Origin of the sequence: Bradyrhizobium sp. SZCCHNS1022 (genome assembly GCF_032484835.1) — a bacterium.
In the GTDB taxonomy this organism is placed as follows: Bacteria; Pseudomonadota; Alphaproteobacteria; order Rhizobiales; family Xanthobacteraceae; genus Bradyrhizobium.
The window spans coordinates 456,836-478,905 of the sequence record NZ_JAUETT010000005.1 but is presented as its reverse complement, the minus strand read 5'-3'; the positions used below and the strand labels follow the sequence as shown (position 1 = coordinate 478,905).

At 63.4% G+C, this 22,070-nt stretch carries 28 protein-coding genes; 24 read left to right on the top strand and 4 right to left on the bottom strand.

All coding sequences use genetic code 11. The features are described 5' to 3' along the window. Positions 1-75: 75 nt before the first annotated feature. The 24 genes from QX071_RS27690 to QX071_RS27575 all read left to right on the top strand — a co-directional run bounded on the left by QX071_RS27690 (position 76) and on the right by QX071_RS27575 (position 19,422). On the top strand, positions 76-753 hold the full coding sequence (locus tag QX071_RS27690; RefSeq protein WP_316172138.1) for a head decoration protein: 678 nt from the start codon (positions 76-78) through the stop codon (positions 751-753). A gap of 111 nt (positions 754-864) precedes the next feature. Then, positions 865-1,899 carry a major capsid protein gene (locus QX071_RS27685; protein ID WP_316172139.1) on the top strand — a complete coding sequence of 345 codons (1,035 nt, stop codon included), beginning with the start codon at positions 865-867 and terminating at the stop codon, positions 1,897-1,899. Positions 1,900-1,924: 25 nt separating this feature from the next. Further along, on the top strand, positions 1,925-2,329 hold the full coding sequence (locus tag QX071_RS27680) for a hypothetical protein (RefSeq protein WP_316172140.1): 405 nt from the start codon (positions 1,925-1,927) through the stop codon (positions 2,327-2,329). After that, entirely contained in the window at positions 2,326-3,108 is a 783-nt protein-coding gene (locus QX071_RS27675) for a hypothetical protein (RefSeq protein ID WP_316172141.1), read from the top strand. Before QX071_RS27680 ends, QX071_RS27675 begins: the two co-directional genes overlap by 4 nt. 21 nt (positions 3,109-3,129) lie before the next feature. Continuing rightward, positions 3,130-3,345 carry a DUF2635 domain-containing protein gene (locus QX071_RS27670; protein ID WP_316172142.1) on the top strand — a complete coding sequence of 72 codons (216 nt, stop codon included), beginning with the start codon at positions 3,130-3,132 and terminating at the stop codon, positions 3,343-3,345. A gap of 33 nt (positions 3,346-3,378) precedes the next feature. Continuing rightward, positions 3,379-4,887: a phage tail sheath C-terminal domain-containing protein gene (locus QX071_RS27665; RefSeq protein WP_316172143.1), complete on the top strand. Its 1,509-nt coding sequence runs from the start codon at positions 3,379-3,381 to the stop codon at positions 4,885-4,887. Between the two features lie 72 nt (positions 4,888-4,959). Then, positions 4,960-5,349: a phage tail tube protein gene (locus QX071_RS27660; protein ID WP_316172144.1), complete on the top strand. Its 390-nt coding sequence runs from the start codon at positions 4,960-4,962 to the stop codon at positions 5,347-5,349. A gap of 30 nt (positions 5,350-5,379) precedes the next feature. Next, positions 5,380-5,706: a hypothetical protein gene (locus tag QX071_RS27655; protein ID WP_316172145.1), complete on the top strand. Its 327-nt coding sequence runs from the start codon at positions 5,380-5,382 to the stop codon at positions 5,704-5,706. Positions 5,707-5,830: 124 nt separating this feature from the next. Then, the gene (locus QX071_RS27650; RefSeq protein ID WP_316172146.1) at positions 5,831-7,960 is read left to right on the top strand and encodes a hypothetical protein; all 2,130 of its coding nucleotides are present in this window, start codon (positions 5,831-5,833) and stop codon (positions 7,958-7,960) included. Positions 7,961-7,972: 12 nt separating this feature from the next. Beyond that, positions 7,973-9,205 carry a DNA circularization N-terminal domain-containing protein gene (locus tag QX071_RS27645; protein ID WP_316172147.1) on the top strand — a complete coding sequence of 411 codons (1,233 nt, stop codon included), beginning with the start codon at positions 7,973-7,975 and terminating at the stop codon, positions 9,203-9,205. A gap of 5 nt (positions 9,206-9,210) precedes the next feature. Further along, entirely contained in the window at positions 9,211-10,263 is a 1,053-nt protein-coding gene (locus tag QX071_RS27640; RefSeq protein WP_316172148.1) for a phage baseplate assembly protein, read from the top strand. Next, positions 10,263-10,871, top strand: a complete 609-nt coding sequence (locus QX071_RS27635) for a phage baseplate assembly protein (RefSeq protein WP_316172149.1) — start codon at positions 10,263-10,265, stop codon at positions 10,869-10,871. The genes QX071_RS27640 and QX071_RS27635 overlap by 1 nt, the downstream gene beginning before the upstream one ends. Continuing rightward, positions 10,868-11,452, top strand: coding sequence for a phage GP46 family protein (locus QX071_RS27630; RefSeq protein ID WP_316172150.1), 585 nt, complete (start codon positions 10,868-10,870; stop codon positions 11,450-11,452). Before QX071_RS27635 ends, QX071_RS27630 begins: the two co-directional genes overlap by 4 nt. A 54-nt stretch (positions 11,453-11,506) precedes the next feature. Then, positions 11,507-12,643, top strand: coding sequence for a baseplate J/gp47 family protein (locus QX071_RS27625; protein ID WP_316172151.1), 1,137 nt, complete (start codon positions 11,507-11,509; stop codon positions 12,641-12,643). 12 nt (positions 12,644-12,655) lie between these two features. Beyond that, on the top strand, positions 12,656-13,357 hold the full coding sequence (locus tag QX071_RS27620; protein ID WP_316172152.1) for a hypothetical protein: 702 nt from the start codon (positions 12,656-12,658) through the stop codon (positions 13,355-13,357). After that, positions 13,347-14,744 carry a hypothetical protein gene (locus QX071_RS27615; protein WP_316172153.1) on the top strand — a complete coding sequence of 466 codons (1,398 nt, stop codon included), beginning with the start codon at positions 13,347-13,349 and terminating at the stop codon, positions 14,742-14,744. The genes QX071_RS27620 and QX071_RS27615 overlap by 11 nt, the downstream gene beginning before the upstream one ends. A gap of 15 nt (positions 14,745-14,759) precedes the next feature. Then, a complete protein-coding gene (locus tag QX071_RS27610; RefSeq protein WP_316172154.1) occupies positions 14,760-15,371 on the top strand; it encodes a DUF4376 domain-containing protein in 612 nt (203 codons plus the stop codon). Positions 15,372-15,451: 80 nt separating this feature from the next. Next, a complete protein-coding gene (locus tag QX071_RS27605) occupies positions 15,452-16,969 on the top strand; it encodes a hypothetical protein (protein ID WP_316172155.1) in 1,518 nt (505 codons plus the stop codon). A 68-nt stretch (positions 16,970-17,037) separates the two neighbouring features. Further along, on the top strand, positions 17,038-17,256 hold the full coding sequence (locus tag QX071_RS27600; RefSeq protein ID WP_316172156.1) for a hypothetical protein: 219 nt from the start codon (positions 17,038-17,040) through the stop codon (positions 17,254-17,256). Then, positions 17,256-17,759: a lysozyme gene (locus QX071_RS27595; RefSeq protein ID WP_316172157.1), complete on the top strand. Its 504-nt coding sequence runs from the start codon at positions 17,256-17,258 to the stop codon at positions 17,757-17,759. Before QX071_RS27600 ends, QX071_RS27595 begins: the two co-directional genes overlap by 1 nt. A gap of 3 nt (positions 17,760-17,762) precedes the next feature. Further along, on the top strand, positions 17,763-18,206 hold the full coding sequence (locus QX071_RS27590; protein ID WP_316172158.1) for a protease IV: 444 nt from the start codon (positions 17,763-17,765) through the stop codon (positions 18,204-18,206). A gap of 117 nt (positions 18,207-18,323) precedes the next feature. Next, positions 18,324-18,824: a hypothetical protein gene (locus QX071_RS27585; protein ID WP_316172159.1), complete on the top strand. Its 501-nt coding sequence runs from the start codon at positions 18,324-18,326 to the stop codon at positions 18,822-18,824. Positions 18,825-18,844: 20 nt separating this feature from the next. After that, on the top strand, positions 18,845-19,240 hold the full coding sequence (locus tag QX071_RS27580; protein ID WP_316172160.1) for a hypothetical protein: 396 nt from the start codon (positions 18,845-18,847) through the stop codon (positions 19,238-19,240). Then, the gene (locus QX071_RS27575) at positions 19,240-19,422 is read left to right on the top strand and encodes a hypothetical protein (protein WP_316172161.1); all 183 of its coding nucleotides are present in this window, start codon (positions 19,240-19,242) and stop codon (positions 19,420-19,422) included. The genes QX071_RS27580 and QX071_RS27575 overlap by 1 nt, the downstream gene beginning before the upstream one ends. A 283-nt stretch (positions 19,423-19,705) precedes the next feature. On the opposite strand, the gene QX071_RS27570 is transcribed toward QX071_RS27575, so the two are convergent. From QX071_RS27570 to QX071_RS27555, 4 genes are all read right to left on the bottom strand, one after another. Next, positions 19,706-20,008: a hypothetical protein gene (locus tag QX071_RS27570; protein WP_316172162.1), complete on the bottom strand. Its 303-nt coding sequence runs from the start codon at positions 20,006-20,008 to the stop codon at positions 19,706-19,708. A gap of 13 nt (positions 20,009-20,021) precedes the next feature. Then, positions 20,022-20,288 (bottom strand): hypothetical protein, encoded by a 267-nt coding sequence (locus tag QX071_RS27565; RefSeq protein ID WP_316172163.1) that lies wholly within the window; start codon positions 20,286-20,288, stop codon positions 20,022-20,024. Positions 20,289-20,374: 86 nt separating this feature from the next. Continuing rightward, positions 20,375-21,160 carry an MltR family transcriptional regulator gene (locus tag QX071_RS27560; protein WP_316172164.1) on the bottom strand — a complete coding sequence of 262 codons (786 nt, stop codon included), beginning with the start codon at positions 21,158-21,160 and terminating at the stop codon, positions 20,375-20,377. Continuing rightward, the gene (locus QX071_RS27555; RefSeq protein ID WP_316172165.1) at positions 21,157-21,921 is read right to left on the bottom strand and encodes an SOS response-associated peptidase; all 765 of its coding nucleotides are present in this window, start codon (positions 21,919-21,921) and stop codon (positions 21,157-21,159) included. The genes QX071_RS27560 and QX071_RS27555 overlap by 4 nt, the downstream gene beginning before the upstream one ends. Positions 21,922-22,070: the final 149 nt, after the last annotated feature.

Here is a 22,070-nt window from a genome sequence, read left to right as displayed (position 1 = left end):
CCGGCGTCTCCACCCCTGCGAAGGCGGGTTGCGTAGGCCTTCGCGAACCGCATCTCTCAACCGGAGCTCTCTCCAATGACTGCACTCGTTCTCACCGAGACCCTCCACGCCGGCGCGTACCTGGTGTCGGAGGACGTCTACTTCTCCCGCGATCAGGTGACGGTCGCGCTCAACCAGAACATTGCCGCCGGTCAGGTCGTCGGCGCCACGGACGTGATCGCCTTGACCACGGCCAGTGGCGCGGCCGACAGCGGCAACACCGGCAACGGCGTTCTCACGCTGGACGCCACCACCCCCGTCCTCGCGGCCGCGCAGGACGGCATCTATCGTCTGCTCTGCATCGCGGCGGTTGCAAACGCCGGCACCTTCGAGGTTCTCGATCCGAAGGGCGTGTCGATCGGCAAGTACAACGTCGGCGCGGCGGCGTTCGCCAACCAGATCAAGTTCGCGATCGCCGACGGCGCGACCGACTTCGTGCCCGGTGATGCGTTCTCGGTGACGGTCGGCGTTGAGAGCAACGCCGATCGCCAGGTGAAGGCCTGGGATCCGGCGGCGGTCGATGGCTCACAGAACCCGGTCGGCATCCTGATGTATCCGACTGTGACGGATGGCACCGCAACGAAGCTGGCGACCATGACCGCGCGGCATTCCGAGGTTCGTCTGTCCGATCTCACCTTCGGTGGCTCGCCCTCGGCGGCTCAGAAGGCGGCGTGCATCGAGCAGCTGCGTCGGCTCGGCATCATCTGCCGATAACTCGCTCTCTCTCTGATCTGACCTTTGGCGGCGGCGCATTCAGCGCCGCCGTTTTCGTTTCCATCTGCGCCGAAAGCGCAATTCGAAAAGGGAAAGCCTCAGATGCTTTCAATGAACGTTTTCCGTCAGGACGCCTTCAGCGCAATCCAGCTGTCGGCTGCCATCGATCGCATGGACTACCTGCCGAACACCCTACTGGACATGCCGGGGCTGTACGAGCCGGACCCGGTGCGAACCGACGTGATCTGGATCGAGGACCGCAAGACCGGCGCTGTGATCCTGCCGTTCTCGCCGCGCGGCGCGGCGCCGCATCAGACCGGCGGCGACAAGCGCAACGCGCGTTCCTACCAGACGCTCCGCTTCGCCGACAGCTCGCGTGTCACTGCGAGCGAGCTGATGGGTATCCGCCGGTTCGGCGACGAGATCGCGCTCAAGGATCTGCAGGACGAGGTGGGCCGTCGCCAGTTCAAGATCAAGCGCAACTTCGGTCTCACGAAGGAATTCCACCTGTTCAATCTGGTAACGGGTGCGAAGGTCGTTGACCCTGCCTCCGGCAGCACGATCATCGACTGGAGCCAGGAGATGGGACAGACCATTCCCGCGGCAATCAACTTCGATCTGTCGAATGCCTCGCCGGCAACGGGCGCTGTGCGCAAGCTCTGCACCCAGGTGCGTCGCTCGATCCAGGTCAACCTGAAGGGTGTCGCACAGCCGACCTCGATCGTCGGCATCTGCGGTGACACCTTCTGGGACAACCTGACCAGCCACCCGGAGATCGAAAAGACCTATCTCAACTGGGCGGCCGCTGCGGATCTCCGCAACGACCACGGCAAGGAGTGGTCCGCTTTCCGCTATGGCGAGATCACCTTCATCAACTACCGGGGCAGCGATGCCGACGACGCGAACGGCGTGAGCCTCGGTGTCGGCTCGAAGAACGTGAAGTTCTTCCCGCTCGGCACGGGCATCTTCCGCTGGGCGCTGTCGCCGGGTGAGAAGTTCGAGCATCTCGGCACGCTGGGGCAGGAGACTTACTCGGAGATGCTCATCGATCGCGACCGCGATCAGTGGGCCGACGTCGAGGCCTATTCCTACCCGCTGCCGATCTGCACTCAGCCGGCCGCGCTGCACCAGGGCACCACGCCCTAATTCACCTCGCAAAGAGACCTCGCCGATGGCTACTTCCAATCCAGCTCGGGCCGCACGGCTCGCCGCTTCATTGAAGAAGGCCTTCGGCGAGGCCTTCACGATCGAGCCAATGATGGCTCAGGCCGACCCCAACGGACGGCCGCTCCCGGACGGCTCGCGCACCGCGTTCGACGCCATCGGGACCTGGGATGGGCCTTCCACGTCGAAGACGCCGTCGACGCGCGGCGCCATTACCGACGACGTGGCCCACAATTGGACCACCTCATTCCCATCTGCGAATTTCGCCGATGCTGATCTCGCTTGGACGCCGCGCAAGGGCGACAAGCTGACGCGTCAGCTCGACGGCGCGGTCTACGCGATCGACCGCATCCTGCCGGACGGCTTCGGCCGGACCACCATCGCTCTGACATCTCGGAAACGCGGAACATGACGCTGGCTCGAACCGCTCTGCGGCTTGCGACGATCGCGGCGCTGCAGGGCGCCGACACCAACAGCGGGCCCACGATCGCGCGCAACCGCGTCTATGACAGCCGGATCGAGGACTTCTCGCCTGAGACGTACCATGCCGACGCGCTGCCCACGATCATCGTGCTCACCGACGAGGACGATGGCGACGCGCTCTCGCGGCAGAACGGCGGCCCGCCGTTTCGCCGGATGATCAAGCTCGTGCTGGAGTTCGCGATGGTGCAGGGCTATGACGTGCCGATGGAGGAGGGCGGCACGGCCTTCGTCCCGGGCTATCCGGCCACTGACGCTGAGCACGAGGCCTCGCTCGACTTCCTCGAATTCCAAATCGCCCAGAAGCTCGCCTCCGGGCTCGATGCCGCGTCGGTCCTCTGGCGCAATATCATCAGGGTCTGGAAGCGGAACTGTCACCGCCAGGTGATGGACCAGAGCGGCGTCAAGATCGCCGCGCGCGTGCTGACCTGGGACTGCGAGATCAGCGACGATCAGCTTGAGATCTATCCGAGCGACAAGCCGCCGCCGACCGGCTTCGATGTCTTCCCGGAGCCAATGCGATCGGTGGCGAAATCACTCGCCCCAGGCAGCGCGGCTTATGCCGTCGCTGTCGCACTCGCCAACGCTCTCGCGCCTGTCACCGTCGACCCGCTCAAAGGCATCGACTACACCTCGGTCAGCGGATCGCCCCAGACCAGTGACAACAGCTTCCAGGTCAATCTGCAGCTGAATGGCACGTCGTCGCCGTAATCTCTCAAGGGAAAGCCAACGATGAACACCGTCTACGTCAAACCGCGTCCGGGCGGCCGCGTCCGCATGCCTGACCGCAACTTCAAGCCGATGGAGCCCGAAGGCGATTGGGTGCCGCGCATCGATTACTACGAGCGCCTCATCATCACTGGCGACCTGATCATCACTGATCCGCCGTTGCCATCACCGCCACAGTCCGAACCGTCAGAGCCGCCGCAAGGCGGCTCTTCTGTTTAACGCGCCCGCCATCGCAACAGGAGCCGTGCACTAATGTCTGTCCGCTTCAACAACATCCCCGCCAACCTGCGCGTCCCTCTGTTCTATGCGGAGATCAACGCCGGCCAGTCGCCCTATCAGAGCGCGAGCCGCACGCTGTTGGTCGGGCAGAAGACGTCCGACGGCAGCGCCGTCGCAAACACGCCGATCATTCTGAGCGGCGATCCGACGGCGCAGACCGGCGTCGGCTCGATGCTGACCGAGATGGCGATCTGGGCGCGCCAGAACAATCCGTTCGGTGAAATCTGGATGCTGCCGGTGGCTGACCCCGCCGGCAATGCGCAGACCTGGACCGTGACGGTTGGTGCCGGCATCGCGGGCCAGTCCGGGACGCTAGCCCTGTATGTTGGCGGCGAGCTCGTCCAGGTCGGCGTCGCGGCAACCGACACCACGACCAACATCGCGGCGAACATCGCGGCCGTCGTGAACGCTGGCTATGTCAAATTCGGCCGGAAGCTCGCCTTCCCAGTGATTGCGTCGGCCGCAACCAACGTCGTGACGCTGACTGCGCGGCACACCGGCACGCTGTTCGGCAAGTTTGACGTGCGGACGAACCTGCTCGGCAACGAGGGCTCGATCAACTCCTACCTGACGGTGGCGAGCGGGACCCCGGGCACCGGCGTTCCGACGCTTGGAGCGGCGCTTGCCTCGCTCGGCGATCAGGAGTTCGATTACATCCTGTCGCCGTATGCAGACGCCACGTCGCTGGGCACCGTGCGCCCGTTCCTCGACGGCATCTCCGGCCGATGGTCGCCGATCCAGCAGATCTATGGGCACCATCTCACGGTGATGTTCGACACGTTCGCGAACCTCGCCGCCTATGGCTCGGGGCTCAACGATCCGAACTGCTCGATCCTCGGTGTCGCCGAAAGCCCGTCGCCGCCGTGGCGCTGGGCATCCGCCTACGGCTCGGCGATCGCGTCGGACAAAAACCTCGGCGGAGAGCTGGACCAAGCCTACCGCATCTCGATGCCGGTGCAGACCTTGCCGCTCGTCGGCATCCTTCCGCCCTTCAGTCGGGCGAACTGGTTCAGCATTACCCAGCGGAACACGCTGTATCAGGACGGCATCGCCGGCTTCACGGTGGAGCGGGACGGGACGGTCGCGCTCGACCGCGTGGTCACGACCTATCAGACCAATTCGTACAACCAGCCCGACATCACCTGGCTGGACATCGAAACCCGTCTGCAGATGGTCTACTTCGTTCGCTACATGCGGCAGCGGATCACTCAGAACTACGGGCGCTGCGCGTTGGCGGACGACAATCCCTCGGGCAACCCCGGCATCGTCACGGCGAGGATACTCAAGGCCGCGGTGATCGCCGTCTACAGCGAGCTGACGAAGGCCGGGCTCGTGGACAATGCGGACACGTTCGCAACCGCAGTCATCGTGGAGCGCTCGTCCGATCCGAACCGGGTGAACGCCTACGTGCCGGTCGACGTGGTGAACCAGTTCCGCGTGTTCGCGATGAATGCGACCACCTTCCTGGAATTCCCGGCCTAACACGCATGAAGACGCGGCTTCGGCCGCGCCTTCTGCTGCTGCGCCTTCCCTTCAAATCGAGAGGTCTCTCACATGCATACTTCCGGTGGCCGTGTCTCCATCGTGATCAACGGCGTCACCTATTCCGCTCGCGGCGTCATCAAGATCGCCAAGTCGAACCAGACCAACGCGTCGGGCGTCAATCAGGACGGCACTCTCTATCGAACCGTCCAGCCGAAGGCGAGAACGGCCGAGTGCACATTCGATCGCTTCGTCCGCTCGACCGACCAGAAGCCGCTGGTGTGGGACGAGACGGTACTCCAGATGACCGACATGCAGGTCACGTTCACGGAGACCGATGGCGGGCAGCAGCACATCATGTCCGGCGCCTTTTGGGTCGGCGATCCGCAGGAGGACACGTCGACCGGTGAGATCGAGGGCCTCTCGATCGCGGCCGACGATTGCAAGACGATCAATCTCTAATCGCAACCAGGCAGGACAAGGGGACAGCCCATGCCGAACGTCACGATTGCGCTCCTCGAACCCATCGAGGGCGGAAGAGGCCAGATCAAAGAGGTCGTTCTGCGGCCGCCGAAGTACCGAGACATCGCTGCGCTCGGCGAGCCGTCTGCATATGCGCGAAGCGACGACGGGCTGATGTTCACCTCTGACAAGGATGAGGTGGTGCACGGCTACATCGAGCGCCTGCTGGTCGAGCCGCAGGATGCCGCTCTGCTCGAGCAGCTCGGCCTCGCCGACGCGCTCAAGCTCCGGGAGGCCGTGCACGGTTTTTTTCAGGCCGCCCGGAAGGCGATCTCGGCCGACAAGTCGACAACCTAGTCTTTCGGGAGCGTGTCCTCACCATCGGGGAGGCGAACGACCTCTCGATCGACGAGATCGAGTTCTGGTCGGCTCGCTACGAAGGGCGGCCGCGGCGAGTGCCGGTACGGCGAGGAGGTATGTGATGGCGAAGATCATCGAAGCGAAAGCCGTAATCTCGGCTCAGGACAAGACCGGTAACGTCTTCGATAGCATCGCCAAGAAGTTCAAGGGCGTCGCGAAGGACGCGAAGGCTTTGGCGGATATCAAGCCGCCAAAGCTGTCCGGCGACTTCTTCGAGGGAGAGCTCAAGCGGCTCAAGCTCACACAGCGCGAGCTGCGAGGGGTGCAGAAGGAGTTCAAGGCGCTCGACAAGTCTATCCGCGACGTCGGGCCGATGCATCCGGCGCACTACATGCGCGAGATCGACCGCTGGCGCGGCCGAACGCTTGCGCATTGGCGAGAGGTCAAGACCGCGACCGAGGAGGCACACAAGGTCCAGGAGAAGTTTGCCTCCCGTGAAAAGGAGATGCACCGCGTCCGCCATGGGCTGAAGCACACCGCGGCCCACATCGTCGGGCTGGGCGCCGCCGGCGGCGTCGGCTACGCGGCTGCACGAGGCGTGCACGCGACGGCAGAGAGCGCGGCCGAGCGCGGCCGAGCCTTCACCAAATACGAGATGATGGGCCTCACCGACGACGAGCAGCGGGAGGGCATGAGCATCGCGAGCGCGATCAGCTCGAAATTCCCGTCTCTGTCTCGCACTGAGGTGCTCGACTATCTGCGCTCGAATGCCTCGCGTCTTGGCAGCTGGGAACGATCTAAGGAGGTCGCCGAGCCATACGCGCGTGCTCTGATCGCCAATAAGCTCTCAGGCGGTACCGAGCACGAGATGGAGCAGATCGTCCGCGCGCTCGAAGGCATGGGCAAGGCCAACACGGCAGGGCAGATCACAGAGGGCTTGAACGCCTTCGCACGCGCCAAAGCTGCGAACCCGGACTACACCGGTGAGCAGTTCCGCTCGGATATGGCCGCGGCCAGCAGCTCGAAGTACGGTCTCTCCAAAGACTACATGGAGAACGTCTTCCCGGTCCTGGCTTCGCACACGACCGGCTTCGGCAACAAGCTGTCGACCGGCCTATCGGCAATGGTCGGCGCGCGGATGACGAAGCAAGCGAAGGGAGCCTTGGAAGCTGACGGTCTGATGAAGAATGGCAACCTCGTCGACAAAGAGGGGTGGATTGCCAACAACTTCGAATGGACGCAGAAGCACATCCGTCCGCTGCTTGAAAAGTCAGGTGTCCACTTCAGCGAGGAGATGAGCGAGGAGGACAAGGGCACGGTCGTTGCCTGGCTCGCCAAGCGGTTCTCCGCGCGCAACGCGGCCGACCTGGTGGCGACGAACCTGCTGGACGCACCGCTCGTCGAGAAGGCGCGACATCGGCAAACGAAGAAGCTGGAGGACATGGACCAGCTGCAGACCCGGGATCCGTTCCTGGCCTGGGATGGCATGGTCACTCAGCTAAAGGACGCAGCCACCGCGTTCGTCAAGCTCGGGCCGGTGGTCGACAGCCTCAATGCGGCGTCGAGCGCCTTCTCGAACATCACGAAGACGATCGAGACGGGATCGGTGCCTAAGAACACGCCGCTCGGCGCGATCATCGATGGTGCCCGACAGCGTGCGGCCGAGGACCCGTCTGATTTCAGCTATCGCGAGGAGCTCGGCAGGCGACTGCAAGAGGCCGAACAGAAGCTGCAGCCCGCATATGGGCTGAACGAGCGGGACACGGCGGCCTGGAGGCTGAAGAAGTTCCAGCTTGATCAGGGCAAGTACGCCTTCACCAATCAGAAGAGCATGCCTCCAATCTTCACCGACGAGGAGATCGAGCGGATGCAAGAGATCGACCGAGAGCACAGACGCGGCATGGCTTTGTCGGAGATGCAGCCCGAGAGATCGGGAGGCATCCCGCTGCCGCGCTCTCGGCCTAAGGAAGCTGATGCGGGCGCGATGCCGCCGGTCCAGCCCCTCGATAATGCACCACAGAAGGTCGACGTGTCGGTGCAAGGAGAGGTTGCTGGCGAGGCCAAAATCAGCATTGCGGTCGAGGCAAGCGAGCTGCTCAAGGTGACGGTCTCGAAGCTCGAGAACGCCATGAAGCTGATCGGCAATCTGCGCAGCAATGGGAATGGTCCTGGCTCGCTTGGCCGGTCGTCTCCCGATGCGTCGGCGCCGTCGTCCGCTCCGACGACTCCATCACCACCACCATCGAAGTAAGAGGCGAACGGAATGGCGCGCGATTGGCTCAAGACGCTTTGGAAGGCGTCCTACAAGGGCACGCCGTTCTGGGTGGAGCGGGATGAGGAGGAGGGCGGTCGCAGGATCGTCATCCACCAATTTCCGATGCGGGATGACCCCTATCTCGAAGACCTGGGCGAGGACAAACGAGCGTTCCGCGTCACGGCTTACGTTGCTTCGGACAGCGCAGACACCGACGCCGGGTCCCTGATCGCCACCTGTGCGATGCGCGGGCCCGGCACGCTGGTGCTGCCGACACACGGACCGATTCTGACGCGGTGCCTGAAGTTCGCTCGGGAGCGGTCCAAGGATCAGCACGGATACATCGGCTTTGAGCTCCATTTCGTTCGAGAGGGCTACGCCTCGGCGCTTGCTTCTGTCTCGATGCTCTCGAACCTGGTGTTTGTCGCGGCCGACGCTGCTGCGGCGAGTATCGCGGCAGCGTTTGTTTCGTCCATCCAGGTCACGCGACAGCCCGATTATGTGGTCGCGGCGGCGACGAACGGCGCGCAGGACGCTATTGCGGCCGTCGAGGCGATCCGAACGAGCGAGCCGCTCGATCCGGTCGTGAGCGCGAGCCAGCGGACTGAAACCCAGGCCATCTTCGACGCGGCTCCTGGTCTCATTGAGGACCTCATACACGTCGGCGAGCTGCCGGCGCGGATCATTGCCGCTGGGCGCGCGATCGCCGGCGGCATGCCGGCCTCGAGCGCCGTGTCGGCTTTCGGAGCTATCGCGAGCGACGGCACGTTGAGCGCCGCAGTCCCGACGTCTTCCGGCGTCGTGGTCAATCCCTATCCGACGCCAGGGCGGCTCACGGCTGCTCGAAACGATGTGGCTGGTAAGCATCTGCTGCTTCTCACCGCGCTGACGGCCTACTGCGAGGCGATCGCGAGGCTCACGCTGACCGACAGGCCGTCGGCCATCACGCTTCGTGCCAATGTGGCCGAGTACATCGAAGCCATCCTGGTGGTCATCCCTGCCGGCGATATCGACCTCTACAACGCGATCGCCGCGCTCCGGAACAGCGTGATCGAATACCTCTCACGCGCCGTTCTCGATCTTGCTCCCGTCCTGACGGTCGAGGCGAACCTCGTGCTGCCATCGCTCTATTGGGCTTGGCGGCTCTACGGGGACCCGAACCGGTCGGACGAGCTGGTCGCGCGCAATCTCGTGCAACACCCGTCGTTCATGCCGACGACGTTCGAGGCTCTTGGGAAATAGCGAGCATGTGGTCCGAGCTTATCACCATCACCGCCGGCGGCGGCCGCTGGACCGCGTTCGAGGAGTTCCATGTGCACGCCGCCATCAATGCGGCTGCGCGCTCGTTCTCGATCGAGGTCGCCGCTGAGCTTGGAGGCTCTGCGACCAATCAGGTGTTCGCGGTCGGCACGGAGGTATCGATCTCCACCAACGGCGACCTGCTGCTGACCGGCTTTGTCGACGAGAAGGAGCCGGCCTTCTCGGCCTTTCACGCGATGATCAGCGTGAGCGGGCGATCGAAGTCGGCCGACCTGGTGGACGGCAGCGCCGAGCACGATACCGGCCACTTCCGGAACAAGGATCCGTTGGAGATCGGGCAGGCGATCTCCAGCGAGTACGGCGCCAAATGGGAGACGGATCAGCAGCTGGAAAAGATCGAGCAGTATCAGATCACGCCAGGCGAGACCTGCTATCGCTGCGTCGAGAAGCTGACGCGTCAGCAGGGCTTCACGATCATGGGGACGCCGGAGGGCAATGCCAAGATCACCAAGGCTGGGCAGCAGCGCCAGAGCGGATCGCTGATCGAGGGAGTGAACATCCTCAGCGGCCGTGGCTCGCAGAACGCCCGGAACCGGCATTCCAAGATCGTCGTTCGCGGTCAGCGCCCATTCGGGCACGGCGACGACAACCTCGAGATCGAGGCGCAGGAGTTGGACAGCGCGATCAGACGCCATCGCGCGATCATCATCGTCCAGGACGAGGACACCACGAAAGATCGGGCGAAGAAGCGCGCCAAGAACCGGAAGAACCGCGCGGCCGGCAACTCGCTGAAAGCCACGATCTCGGTGCAGGGCTTCCACGATGACACGGGGCAGCTCTGGGCCCCCGGCAATTTGGTCTGGACCGAGAGCCAGTTCCTCGACATCTCGCAGGACATGCTCATCGAGAGCGTCGACTACGTGCAGAACGACGGCGGCAGCATCGCCACGCTCAACCTTGTCGATCCGCGTGCCTACGGCGGCGAGGGCGCCGGCGGAGGGAAGGGTAACGGTTCGGGCGCAGATTGGAACATGGGCTGATGGAATACGAACACGACGACGGCATTCGATCGGCGACGCGGCGTGCTCGCATCGTGAAGGTGGACGACAGCGGCACCCAGCAGCTGGTCGATCTCAAGATCATGAAGGGCGAGCGTCCGCAGAAGATCTACCGCGTGATGGAGTTCGGCCATTTCTCCGTGCCGCCCGACGACACCGACGGCCTGGTGCTGCAAATGGGGGCACGGTCGGACCGCACTGTCTATCTGGACGGTGGGCACAAGGACTATCGCCCAAAGAACAGGCCGGCCGGATCGTCCGGCCTGTTTGATCAGTACGGTAACCTGATCCAGAGCGACAAAGATCAGCTCGCGTACACGCACAACAAGAAGATCGTGCTGCAGCTCGGAAAGGGCTACGACGCGAAGGATGCGGGCGACTATGACGGACCGTCCGTCTCGATAGTGTTCGACGGCAACTCGATGACGCTCGCCTTCGACGACAGCTCGGTCAAGCTGGAGAGCGGCAAGATCACCCACACGTCACCGCATGTCGTGCTCAAGAGCGAACGCGTCGACCTCGGCGACGAGGGCGGGACATTGATCGGTCTCTGCGGCGGCGGCTGCGCAACGAAGGTCTATGCGGTATGAGCAGCCTGCGCGTTCGCATCAACGAAGGCGGCGACAAGCAACCTATCCTGCTGTGGGATAGCGCCTGGCAGCCGTGGCTGGGGCAGGCCGATTGGGCGATCGCCGATCCCGACGAGCCGCAAAACCAAGGCGGCCTGCGGTCTAAGGCCGCGCTCAACACCGCTGTCATCATCTCGTTCTTCACCGATAAGCGCATTCCGGACGACCATCCGCTGCTCTACCTGGTGCAGGACGGCGATCGCCGCGGCTGGTTCGGCGACGGCGAGGACATCTTGGCGGAGCTGGGCGAGACCGAGATGGGCTCGCTGCTTTGGGTGTTCGAGCGCGCGCCGCTGACGGAAGAGACCCGAAGGTGGGTTGAGGCAATCGCGCTCGAGGCGCTGGCGCCGCTGGTGTTTCAGCGGGCGGTGGTCCGGATCGAAGTGCAGGCGATCGCCGAGTTCGCGATCAATCGCTGCGATCTCGCTGTCCAGATGTACGGCCGTGACGGCAGTAAGGTGTACGACGATCGATTTGAGGACATTTGGCGGCAGACCATTACGTCACCTCCGCCGTTACCGTTCCCTCAAAAACCTCTCTGACGAAACCTCAGGCCGCCTTCATGGGCGGCCTTCTCATTTTGGGGCAAGGCTTTCATGTCGTTCTCTCTTCCGAACCTCAAGGACCTGATGCAGCTGGCACGGCAGTCATTCCGTGCCAACCTGAAGGGATCGGACGCCTGGGTCTGGCCTAACAACGTCTATGTGTCCGCAAAGGTGATGGCCGGCGGCATCTTTGGCCTGTTCGGCTTTGCGGCCTACATAGAGAAGCAGATCTTCGCATATCGCGCCCCCGATCTCGAAAGTCTCGGGCGTCATGGCGAGGAGTACAACATTCCGCGCAAGCCAGCGGCGCCCGCCTCGGGCAACTTCATCATCAACGTCACGGACAACATCAACGTCCAGACGAACGCAGTCCTGCAGCGATCTGACGGTGTGGAATATCTCGTCACGGCCGGAGGCGCGCTTACCACGTCGGGGACCCTGACGGTGCCCATCATCGCCGCGACGGACGGCGCGATCGGCAACTGCGATCCGAACACGCCGCTCGACATGGTGTCGGGCGTCAGCACCACCAGCTCGACGCAGCCGATTGGGCAGGTCGACGCCAATGGGCTCGCGCTCGGCACCGACGTCGAGGATATGGAGAGCTGGCGCGCTCGCATCCTGTTTCGGAAGCGAAATCCGCCCCATGGTGGAAGTGCCGCCGACTACGTGATGTGGGCCGGTCAGGTCTCGGGCGTCTCGTTCTTCCTCGATCGCCCCACGGTCTACGTTGAGCGTCTGTGGAGGGGGCCTGGTACGGTGCGGGTCTTCCCGCTCATGTACGACCTCTATGCCAACGGCATTCCGCAAGCGGCGGATGTTCAACGCGTGCAGGACTATATCGAGATGCTCCGGCCTGCTGGAGCGAGTGTCACCGTCGCCGCGCCACATCCAATCGTGGTGAATGTCACGATCGCAGGCCTCCAGCCGAACACCTCGGAGGTCCAGGAAGCCGTCTTGGCAGAGCTCAAGGATTGCTTCTTCCGGCTGTCTCGGCCCGCTGGCGGCGACGGCGCGTTCGGGAGCATGCCGTATCTGGCGAGCCCGTTCTCGTTCTCGTTGTCGTGGATATGGCAGGCGGTCGCCAATGCCACCGGCGAGCAGCGGCACAGGATCGTCTCGCCGACCGCAGATGTCGCGCTCCAGGCGGGCGAGATGGCTGTGCTCGGAAGCGTCACCTTCACCTAAAGGCGTCGGATTATGCACTGCCCCACGCTGGACGAAACCACGTCCGCGCTCCTCGCTCTATTGCCGCGAGGACGCGCCTGGCAGACGAACGACGGCGTGCCGATGCCGGGCCAGGAGATCGGCTTCGATCCGGAGGCCTTCGACAACGATGGCTTCTCGACGGTCAGGACCAAGCCGAGCGTCATCTGGCAATACTGGCGTTCGATCGCCGTGGTTCTTCAGTATGCGACCGAGCGGCTCTGCGCTTTGCGTGAAGAGTTCTGGTGTCAGAGCGTCAACGAGACACGCGACGAGTGGTTGATCGAATACGGTCTTCCTGATGCGTGCGACCCCTTCCCAGAGCTCTGCACGAAGGTCGCGGCGATCGGGGGCACGCGCTGCGAATACTACCAGTCAATCGCAGCTAGATCCGGTTGGTCCATCAGCTGCAACGAGACGATTGGCTTCTGCGGTTCTCGCGCCGGTCAATCGCGGGCAGGAAGGGCGAGGGCAGGCCGGACCGTAGGCTTCGCTCAGCTCCGCATCATCGTCTACTTGGCGGCAAGCCCGGCCTATCAGCCGCGTGGCCGATACCTCCCATCTCTGGCCGGTCGCATGCGCGCCGGCCGACGCCTCACCTGCGGGCCTGATCTCTCGCCGCTCAAGTGCATCTTGTCCCGCATCGTTCACGCCGAAATTCAGCTCTTCTTCGAGGTAGACAGCAATGGATCTTGATCTCTTCGGCCCCACGCTGGGCGCCGGCGGCGTGACCGCTCGTCCGTCAGAAACGCGCTCGTTCACCGCGACCGACACGTTCTTCAAGGACTGCAGCTCGCTCGATGCGGACGACGGCACCGAGTTCGACGCGGCGTGGTTCAACCAGATGCTCGGGGTCCTGCGCTCGCTCGCTCGCGGCAACGGCAAGAGCGGCGGCGGCGTCGATATCATCACTCAGGACAACGCCGACGATCTCATCCTGCTGAAGTCGGTCCAGCAGCTTATCCAGCGCAACCAGCCGAAGTTTGCGCTCGACAGCGGAACAGCCAACCATGTTGTCGTTGCGCTCTCCCCTGCACCGATCGAGTACAAGAATGGCATGATCGTCGAGGCGATCGTCGCCAATCCGAACACTGGCCCCACCGACATCAACGTCAACGGGCTCGGGGTGATCCCCGTAGTGCGGCCAGACGGAACGCCGCTCCAGCAAGGCGATCTGCTCGGCGGTCAGTTCCAGGCATTCGGCATCTATAACGGCAAGGCGCAACTTGTCTGGTCGCAGAAGATGCCAGGGGCTCCGATCTATCTTCAGGCCAGCCGGGACTTCTATGTCGCCAACACAGGCTCTGATGCCAACGATGGGAGCAGTGGGGCACCCTGGGCCACGCTGCAGAAGGCCGCGAACTACATCACGCGGTTCAATCTAAACGGCTTCAACATCAACGTTCATGTGGCGGACGGTACCTATGCCGGCGTCAGCCTGCCGGCGATGGCCGGCTCGGGGTCGGTGAACTGGATCGGAAATCACGGCGCGCCGGGCAACTGCATCATCGCGGGCAACGGAGTGTCTGCGATCGCTGCGCAAAACTGTGGTCGCGCGCATACCTTCGACGGCTTTCGGCTATCGACCTCCGGCACGTACACCAGCGATCCGATGTGCGGGGCCAATGTAGCAGGCGCTGGCACTGCGGTTCTCCTGACGAACATCGATTGGGGAGTGTGTAGCGGCTACCATCTCGCGGTCACTCAGGCTGCCGTTGTCACCTATGCGGGCAACATGATTGCGAGCGGACCGTCGCAGGGTGCGAACCCGCAGGCAACGCAGGGGTGGCATTGCTACTGCGGCGACGGCGGCATTGTGCAGGTGCCAAGCCTATCGAACGTCACGCTCACTATTCCGAGCCCGATCACGATGGGCAACGGCGGCGGCTGGATGGAGGTCTTCTACAACGGCTTCAGCCAGATCGTTTACGGCTCGATCACCGGTGGCGGGAACGTGACGGGGCAGAAGTTCAGGGTCCAGAACGCGATCTGCTCAGTCGCAGGTAACGGCGACAACCACTACCCAGGCAACGTCCCTGGCGTGCGCGCGCCGTCGACCAACGGCTACGCCGTCTACGAGTGAAGAGGGGAAAATCTCATGCTGCAGAAACAGAGCCAGTTGTTCCGGTTCGATCCGGCGAACTGGTATTGGAAGGTCGGATCGACCGAGGGCGTCTACTCCAGCGCAACTAATACCTACGTTGCGGAGAGTGACACGGCTTACCAGAATTGGCTTTCTGAGGTGAGCGGCCGGATGCCCTCGAAGCTCGACTCTGAAGCGGAGGTGTGGGGTTACGTGCGAGCATTCCGAGATGAGTGGCTGTTCAACGGTACGACCTTCGCTCAGCCGACGCCGACCAGCTACACGAAGGCCCAGCTGAAGGCTTACTCTGCAGCGACGCGCTACCGGAAAGAGACCGGTGGCATGACCATCAACGGGGTTGCGCTAGACACGAGCCGCGAGAGCCAAGGCATGATCAATGGTGCCTATAATATGGCCGTGAAGGACGCGACCTTCACGACGCAGTGGAAGTGTGCCGATGGCGCCTTTACGGCGCTCAACGCCGCGCAGATCGAGGCGACCGCCGTGGCGATCGCGCAGCACGTCCAGGCGTGCTTTGCGGCTGAGGCCGACGTGGCCTCGCAGATCGACAGCGGCGCGATCATCTCGCTCCCGCTCATCGATCAAGCTTACGCCGGCATCCGCTAAGCACTGACACCATCGAGAGAGCAAACGGCGTCGCCTTCGGGCGTCGCCGTTTTCGTTTTCACGCCAGCTAAGGCCGATTCATGCCGATTACCCATCAATTCCAGTCTGGCCGCGGCGACAACGGTGATCCAGGCGCGGTGCAGCCCTCGCATTGGGACGCGCCGCACGCGCTCAGCGGCACGCTGGCGCTGCTCGATGCTGTAGCGGTGACGCCAAATGTCGTCTTCACGATCGACGGCCAGAACAAGATCGCCCTAGCGGCGATCGCGTCCTTCGCGCCGACCTATTCACCGCAGCTGGCAGGTGCGCCGACCGCGCCGACAGCCGCGCAGACGGTAAACTCCACGCAAATCGCGACTACCGAGTATGTTCGGACTGCGATCACAAACGTCGTGGGCGGCGCGCCCGGGGCTTTGGACACGCTGAAGGAGCTCGCTGACGCGATCAACGATGACGCCAGTTACGCGGCGACCGTCACGGCTGCGCTCGGTGTGCGTCTGCGCGTTGACGTGCCGCAGGGGCTGAACCCGGCGCAGAAGTCGCAAGCTGTCTCCAACCTGGGATTGGCGGCGGTTGCCGTCTCCGGAAATTATGCCGATCTGGCCGGGCGGCCGTCGCTCGGGACGGCAGCTGGGCTGAATGTCGGCACGGGCGCGAACGGCATCGTCCAGTTGGACAGCAACGCCAAGCTGCCGCCGGTAGACGGTTCGCAGCTGACTGGCGTGCTTCCGGCAGGCGCAGTCCTCTACGCCAATCCGCAGGCGTTGAGCGAAGCGCAACGACTGCAGGCGATTGCCAATTTGGGCATGGTGCACGAGTGCGGCCGGCTGCTGTACTCCGGCGCGACGTCCCTCTCGTACAAGCCGTTCAAAGGCGATCTTCACAAGATCAACGGTCAGGTCTACCGGATACCGGCGGCGGGCATCGCGGGGCTCTCCAACACGGGCGTCTATGTGAACGGCGTCGCCGGTCAAAATCTAGCGCCGAACACTCTTTACTACGTATACGACTTCGTAAGTGGCGGTGTTCTAACAGGTGAATTTAGCACAACACCGCGCGCGACGAGCGCAACGGTCGGCAATGTCGGCACGGAGATCAAGAATGGCGACGACAGCCGATCGCTGATCGGCTTGATCTACACCAACGCGAGTGCGCAGTTCACAAGCGCTCTTGTCGCGAGTTGGTTTAATCGCCGCACGCGCGCGTTGAGCGGTGCTCTGCTGAGCAGCGTCAATTCGCCGGGGGGATACTTCCAAGAGATTGGCGGGGGGGCTAGCCTCGGTTCGCCTGGAGCTCGTTGTTACTTCCTGGTGTGGGCAGACGAAAACACGGTGCAGGCCTCGACGATGGCGAACGTCTCCTGCACGGATGTATCAAACCTTGGAATGCAGCTGGGCTACGCGGCTATAGGCGCGGCCGCTGCTGCGGTCGGTCCGAGCACGGTGCAATACCAGAACACGGCGAACAATCAGTGCGTGAGTGCCGTCACGTCACTGATCTGCGGAGAGGGCGTTTATTACGCGACGATGCTGGGTGGTCACAATGCCGGAAGCTGTACCTACTCCGGTCAGGTCACAGTAAGTGGCATCAGCGGCTGATAGTTAGAAATATCAAGCGCAACAGCCGCCCGATCGGGCGGCTTTTTTCATGGGGAAAGGGAAGGACTATGCGTCTGATCGACAACTGGCGCCGCGAACTGCTGCGCCTTCACAGCATGCGGGCCGCTATCGCGGGCGCCGCGTTCTGGAGCGCCGTTGGCGGCGCGATCATGATCTGGCCGGCGCTCGCCGACCACATTCCGACCGCGGCATATGCAGCGGGGGGCGTAGTCCTCTCCGTCGCATTCGGCGTCGCGCGTCTTCTCAAGCAGCCGGGAGCAGATTGATGGCGAAGGTGAGCAAAAAGGTTGGACTGTCGGCCGCCGGCGCGGCTCTCGCGGGCGTCCTGGTCGGGCACTGGGAAGGCATGAGCCTGGTCGCCGAGCATCTGCCGTTCGACCCGCCGGGTGTCGTGACGGTGTGCGGGGGCATCACGAACTATGATTGGCCGTGGCTTCGGGTCGGGATGAAGTTCACGGAGGCTGAGTGCAAGCAGGCTCTCGCTGAGGCCGCGCAGCGCTACGCGTCAAAGGTGGTCGAGTGCGTGCCGTCGCTGCCGACGATGCCGCCACATCGTCAGGCCGCACTTGCGTCGTTCGCGGTCAATCTCGGTCCCGCGAGGATCTGCGGCACCTCGATCGCGCGCGACCTCAATGAGGGGCGCGTGCGTGAGGCCTGTGACGCCATGGTCAAGTACGTAAACGCCAACGGCAAGTATCTCCAGGGGCTCTACAACCGTCGCACCAACGCAATGTGGGGCGAGCGGCCGTGGTGTCTGCGGGAGGACTGATCGATGATCGCGGTTCTCGCTCGTCTCACGGGTCTCTCGCCGATCGTCCTCGAGGCGATCGCGCTCGGCCTTCTGCTGATCGCCTTCGCCGGCGTCGGCATTCACGTCTACGACGCAGGCTACGCGGCGGCCGACAGCCAATGTCAGGCCGCCGCGCTCCGGGCCCAACTCGCGGCGGCCGCGAAAGATCGCGACGACGCGCGAGTGGCCGCCGCCGACGCCTCCCTGAAGCTGGCTGCAATCCAACAGCAGTCCAAGGTTGAAGAAGAAAGGACTGCCGATTATGTGGCCGAACTGGAGAAGCGTCCGGCTCCCAGCTGCGCTCTTACTTGCGACGACCTGCGCGGCATGCGCATCGCGTCCAAGTCCTGCCCCTCTGGCGCGAGAACTTCCACCGGCGCCGGCGTTCATGGCGCCCGTCGAAGATCCGCAGGCGCGGCTCGGTAGCGATCCGCGCGAGCGGCTCGCTGTGACGAGGGACGCGCTCAAAGAGGCAAATGGTCGATTGGCGGGGAGCCGAGAATGGTACGAGCAAGTGCGCGGCCGGGCCGCGGAGGACGGCCGGTGACGACCACGACAACCGTTCCGTCTGCCGCTTCACTACTCGAAAGCGCGGCGTCGCAGTCCGAGCTGGCGGCTCTCGATGTCAAGGTCGGCAATCTCGACGGCGATATACGCGAGATCAACGATCGCCTCTTGGGGCTCGACACCAAGATTGACAAGGCCATAGCGAGCCTGGCCACGGAATTCCGCTCTGCGCTCTCGTCCCTGGCGACCCAGCTTAGCGAGCGCAACAAGACCCCGTGGGCCGTGCTAATTTCGGCCGCGGCATTTCTGGTAACGGTGCTTGGCGGGATCGGCTGGCAAGCTTTGTCTCCGGTTCGAGATGACGTGAACGAGTTGAGGTCGAAGCTCGTTCCGAGGGCCGAGGTCGAGTTCCGCTACAGCGTCAATGACAAGCGGCTGAACCAGATCGAAGCCGACCTCCGCGACGCGCAGCGTCGCCGAGAGGAACAGATGCAGCGGACAATCGATCGCCTCGAGCAGCAGCTCCGCGCGCACTGACCCTCCTGAAAGGACCTATCATGCTTCGCACCGTCATTCTGGCGGCGCTTGCGCTTGCGCTGGCGTCGCCGGCGGACGCGCGGCCGCGCCGCGCCCACCATAAACACCATCATCACCACCACCGCGCTGTCGATCGTCCGCAGGCCTGCGCCGGCATCCCCTGGTGCGGCTGCTGGCTTCGACTGCGGCTCGGCATCGACGACGCTCGGCTGAACCTGGCCCGCGCGTGGGCGAGCGTCGGCACAGCTGCGGCGGGTCCGGCACGGGGCGTAGTCGCGGTCTGGCGGCATCACGTCGGGATCATCACCAGCGTGCTGGGCGACGGTCGGATCATGCTGCTCTCGGGGAACGATGGAAACGCGGTCCGCGAGCGGCCGCGATCGATCCGCGGCGTGATCGCCTTCAGGAGGGTGTGATGCGGGACGCTTTGGTCTCTGCGGTGCTGGCCGCCTATGCGCTCGTCGGCGCCGAGGTCGAGGCCTGGCTCGATAGATACAACATGGACCGCCTTTCCCTGGCGTTCCTATGCGCCTTTACGGCAGGGCTCGCCCTTCTTGCGGTGGCGCTCGTCATCCACTTCGGCAGGCTCGCCTGCTGAACGTCGGCCCCTCGTCGTGGGGGTCCTCCCAGACTTCGCCCCGCGCTTCGGCGCGGGGCTTTTTTTTGTGCCTGTTTTCGAGAGTTCCTGGCTCATGGTCTCGAACAGCTCTCGGACCTCCATCAGGCGAAGCCGGCCCGGAACGAACTCGCGGAGCGTCCGCAACTGCCGAGCGGCGATGGCGTCCTTTTCCAGGCCGGTGGATGCATTGAGATAGGCCTGCAGATCTTCCATGAAGGTCCGGGCAGCCGCCGGCGGCAGGTCGATGGGGCGGCGGACCATGTCAGTGCCGACGCGTTGGCGCGGGTGAGCGGGGCGCCAGCTCGCTGCTCTCGATGTCGTCTTCAAGGATCGGATCGGTTTCGAGGTCGCGCGCCTGATCAACCTCGAAGCCGGATGGCAGTTCGGGCGGGGTATCGGCATCGGCGCGATTGCAGACCGGGCAGGGGTCGCCAGGCGCGCCGCAACGGCAGCCGCGCGGGCTATCCTCCCAGGGCAGATCTGGGTGGGCCTCGCAGATCCACCGCGTGCCGTCGCAGCGCGGACATCGCTCTAAACCAGATTTCCCATCGATCTGATCTGCCACAGGCGCCGCTCCTTCAAGCAAACAGATCTTTGCCGTCCTGTGTGAACTTGTAGTACGTGCCGCTCTCATGCATCCAGAGCCAGCCTTTCTGTACGGCAAGGTCAATACCCGCGCGCCACTCGGAGGGCGTGGCGCCAAGCTCGAACAGCATGGGCCAGTTGAGTTTCTCAGTATATAGCCGCCCGTCCCAGACATCCCCTAAGCCGTTGGCAATATCGATTATCTTGCGGGCCGCAGCTTCGGGATTGGCGTAGGGTCGGAGCTCAACAAACCTGCTCATGGCCGTCCAGTATCAAGTTCGGAAGCTGCCGCGAGCTTGTGGCGTAAAAGCCATTGCCCACCGCTGCTTCGGACTTCGGGAGGCGTTCATACACTCGCATTCGGCGCCGATCGTGCAATGTCGTTCAAGAGCTTTTCTCGCATCTGAACAACCTCCTGCTTTCGGCTGGGCAAGACCCGCCGTTCTAGTATGCTCAACCGCTCAACCCACCTTTCTCGCACCATCTGGTAGAACAAAAGCTTTTCTCCAGTAGCGTTCGATATCCGCAGCTCCAGGTCAGCGAGCCTTGCCTGTGCTGTCTCAATCGCGGCGTCATGTTCTGGCGCGCCAGTAATTAAATGCGTCCCGATAACGCGAGCCCCCAAACCAGCTTTCCTTATTTGATTTCTGGTGACCTGCAGCTCAACTAAGAGAAACCCGATTGCCGTTCGCACTTTCTCTATGCCTGTTTCCGGATACTCGTCGTCACCTCTGCTGTAGTTCATGGCTCTAATGTGAGACCGAACAGGATCGTCATTGAACGAAATCGGCTTCCAGGTGTGAGAGAATTCGTTTCTGATCTTCCTTAGGCGTTCCAGATCCTCAAATTGATCCTTCGTTATCAGGCCAAGGGCAAAGGCCGCTTTGATACGAGACGACAAGGTGCCGAGAGGGGCATTGAATCCTTCTAGCAGGTCGGTTGCGGCTTTTGTGGCGATGAGGAATGTTTTCAGCAGCTCTCCAAGATTGTCTTCTGCGAAGGCAGCCAGAGCAAGGACCAAGCCTCGCTCGTCGAAAGCGGGCAACTCCCGCGTCAACGCATTTAGATTGCGAAAAACATCATCCTTTCCGTCGGTGCCAGTTGCATCATCACCTGCAGCGCTCATCGTCATCGCTCACCTCGGCCGCCTGCAGACATCTCCGATCCTCCCTGCAGATCTTCCTTATCGCCGCGCGCAACGATCTGCAGCACATCATCAGGCAACGGCCGCTGCAACGCCCTGGCTTCGTCCCACGGCGCGCGCAGCCAGACGTCACGCTCCTCGTCCGTGGTCAGGACGACAGGCATGGCCTTTGGGTGGATCGGCGTGACGATTGCGTTGGGCTCGGTGGTCAGGAAGCCGTAGAGGTCGCATGTGACCTCTCCCTCTTTGACCTTGCGCACGCTGGTCCAGCTGGTCCACAGACCGGCGAAGCAGAGCAGGGGCCGGCTGTCTTCGGCCGCGAACCAGACCGGCACCTTCTTGCCGTCAACCGTGTCGTACTCGCTGAACGAGGTGAACGGCACCAGGCAGCGGTTCGCGGGCGCGAGCCAGCGCTTCCAATGGGCACTATTGACGTTGCGGATGTTGGTGGTGCCGCTGTCGGGCTCGAGACGCAGCAGCTCCTTGAAGTCGACCGTCTTGCCCTTCTCCTCGAGCTTGGCGGCACGGCGCTTCGTGGCGTCCATCAGGGCCTTCTGCGACGACGGCATGCCCCAGCGCGCCATGACCAGCTCACGGCCGCCTTCGCCGTTGCGTACTATCGGCGCCGGGTAATCCGGAAAGATGCCCGGCAGCACGGGCAGGTTGCCGGTGCGGTCGCGCTCCGGCGCGATGCCGAACAGCCGGCGGATCGCGTCGACGTTCCTGGTCATGGAGTAGAGATTGCACATGGAATCAGGGCCGGTGCAGCTCACCCAGCGCAGTGCTGTCGTAAGTCAGGCAGTGGTTCATGGGCCTTTGGCTCCGAAGCGACTTACGGATGTTTCAAACGAAAAACCCCGCGCTCGGGCGCGGGGTCCTTTGGGGGTACCTGGCGCTT

What these genes read in the sequence shown, in the direction of transcription:
- QX071_RS27675 (WP_316172141.1), top strand. Translation starts at nt 2,326, where the DNA reads ATGACGCTGGCTCGAACCGCTCTGCGGCTTGCGACGATCGCGGCGCTG.
- QX071_RS27615 (WP_316172153.1), top strand. Translation starts at nt 13,347, where the DNA reads ATGGATCTTGATCTCTTCGGCCCCACGCTGGGCGCCGGCGGCGTGACC.
- QX071_RS27555 (WP_316172165.1), bottom strand. Translation starts at nt 21,921, where the DNA reads ATGTGCAATCTCTACTCCATGACCAGGAACGTCGACGCGATCCGCCGG.
- QX071_RS27645 (WP_316172147.1), top strand. Translation starts at nt 7,973, where the DNA reads ATGGCGCGCGATTGGCTCAAGACGCTTTGGAAGGCGTCCTACAAGGGC.
- QX071_RS27565 (WP_316172163.1), bottom strand. Translation starts at nt 20,288, where the DNA reads ATGAGCAGGTTTGTTGAGCTCCGACCCTACGCCAATCCCGAAGCTGCG.
- QX071_RS27605 (WP_316172155.1), top strand. Translation starts at nt 15,452, where the DNA reads ATGCCGATTACCCATCAATTCCAGTCTGGCCGCGGCGACAACGGTGAT.
- QX071_RS27595 (WP_316172157.1), top strand. Translation starts at nt 17,256, where the DNA reads ATGGCGAAGGTGAGCAAAAAGGTTGGACTGTCGGCCGCCGGCGCGGCT.
- QX071_RS27625 (WP_316172151.1), top strand. Translation starts at nt 11,507, where the DNA reads ATGTCGTTCTCTCTTCCGAACCTCAAGGACCTGATGCAGCTGGCACGG.
- QX071_RS27665 (WP_316172143.1), top strand. Translation starts at nt 3,379, where the DNA reads ATGTCTGTCCGCTTCAACAACATCCCCGCCAACCTGCGCGTCCCTCTG.
- QX071_RS27690 (WP_316172138.1), top strand. Translation starts at nt 76, where the DNA reads ATGACTGCACTCGTTCTCACCGAGACCCTCCACGCCGGCGCGTACCTG.
- QX071_RS27580 (WP_316172160.1), top strand. Translation starts at nt 18,845, where the DNA reads ATGCTTCGCACCGTCATTCTGGCGGCGCTTGCGCTTGCGCTGGCGTCG.
- QX071_RS27660 (WP_316172144.1), top strand. Translation starts at nt 4,960, where the DNA reads ATGCATACTTCCGGTGGCCGTGTCTCCATCGTGATCAACGGCGTCACC.
- QX071_RS27590 (WP_316172158.1), top strand. Translation starts at nt 17,763, where the DNA reads ATGATCGCGGTTCTCGCTCGTCTCACGGGTCTCTCGCCGATCGTCCTC.
- QX071_RS27670 (WP_316172142.1), top strand. Translation starts at nt 3,130, where the DNA reads ATGAACACCGTCTACGTCAAACCGCGTCCGGGCGGCCGCGTCCGCATG.
- QX071_RS27600 (WP_316172156.1), top strand. Translation starts at nt 17,038, where the DNA reads ATGCGTCTGATCGACAACTGGCGCCGCGAACTGCTGCGCCTTCACAGC.
- QX071_RS27640 (WP_316172148.1), top strand. Translation starts at nt 9,211, where the DNA reads ATGTGGTCCGAGCTTATCACCATCACCGCCGGCGGCGGCCGCTGGACC.
- QX071_RS27680 (WP_316172140.1), top strand. Translation starts at nt 1,925, where the DNA reads ATGGCTACTTCCAATCCAGCTCGGGCCGCACGGCTCGCCGCTTCATTG.
- QX071_RS27620 (WP_316172152.1), top strand. Translation starts at nt 12,656, where the DNA reads ATGCACTGCCCCACGCTGGACGAAACCACGTCCGCGCTCCTCGCTCTA.
- QX071_RS27560 (WP_316172164.1), bottom strand. Translation starts at nt 21,160, where the DNA reads ATGACGATGAGCGCTGCAGGTGATGATGCAACTGGCACCGACGGAAAG.
- QX071_RS27685 (WP_316172139.1), top strand. Translation starts at nt 865, where the DNA reads ATGAACGTTTTCCGTCAGGACGCCTTCAGCGCAATCCAGCTGTCGGCT.
- QX071_RS27655 (WP_316172145.1), top strand. Translation starts at nt 5,380, where the DNA reads ATGCCGAACGTCACGATTGCGCTCCTCGAACCCATCGAGGGCGGAAGA.
- QX071_RS27635 (WP_316172149.1), top strand. Translation starts at nt 10,263, where the DNA reads ATGGAATACGAACACGACGACGGCATTCGATCGGCGACGCGGCGTGCT.
- QX071_RS27575 (WP_316172161.1), top strand. Translation starts at nt 19,240, where the DNA reads ATGCGGGACGCTTTGGTCTCTGCGGTGCTGGCCGCCTATGCGCTCGTC.
- QX071_RS27610 (WP_316172154.1), top strand. Translation starts at nt 14,760, where the DNA reads ATGCTGCAGAAACAGAGCCAGTTGTTCCGGTTCGATCCGGCGAACTGG.
- QX071_RS27650 (WP_316172146.1), top strand. Translation starts at nt 5,831, where the DNA reads ATGGCGAAGATCATCGAAGCGAAAGCCGTAATCTCGGCTCAGGACAAG.
- QX071_RS27630 (WP_316172150.1), top strand. Translation starts at nt 10,868, where the DNA reads ATGAGCAGCCTGCGCGTTCGCATCAACGAAGGCGGCGACAAGCAACCT.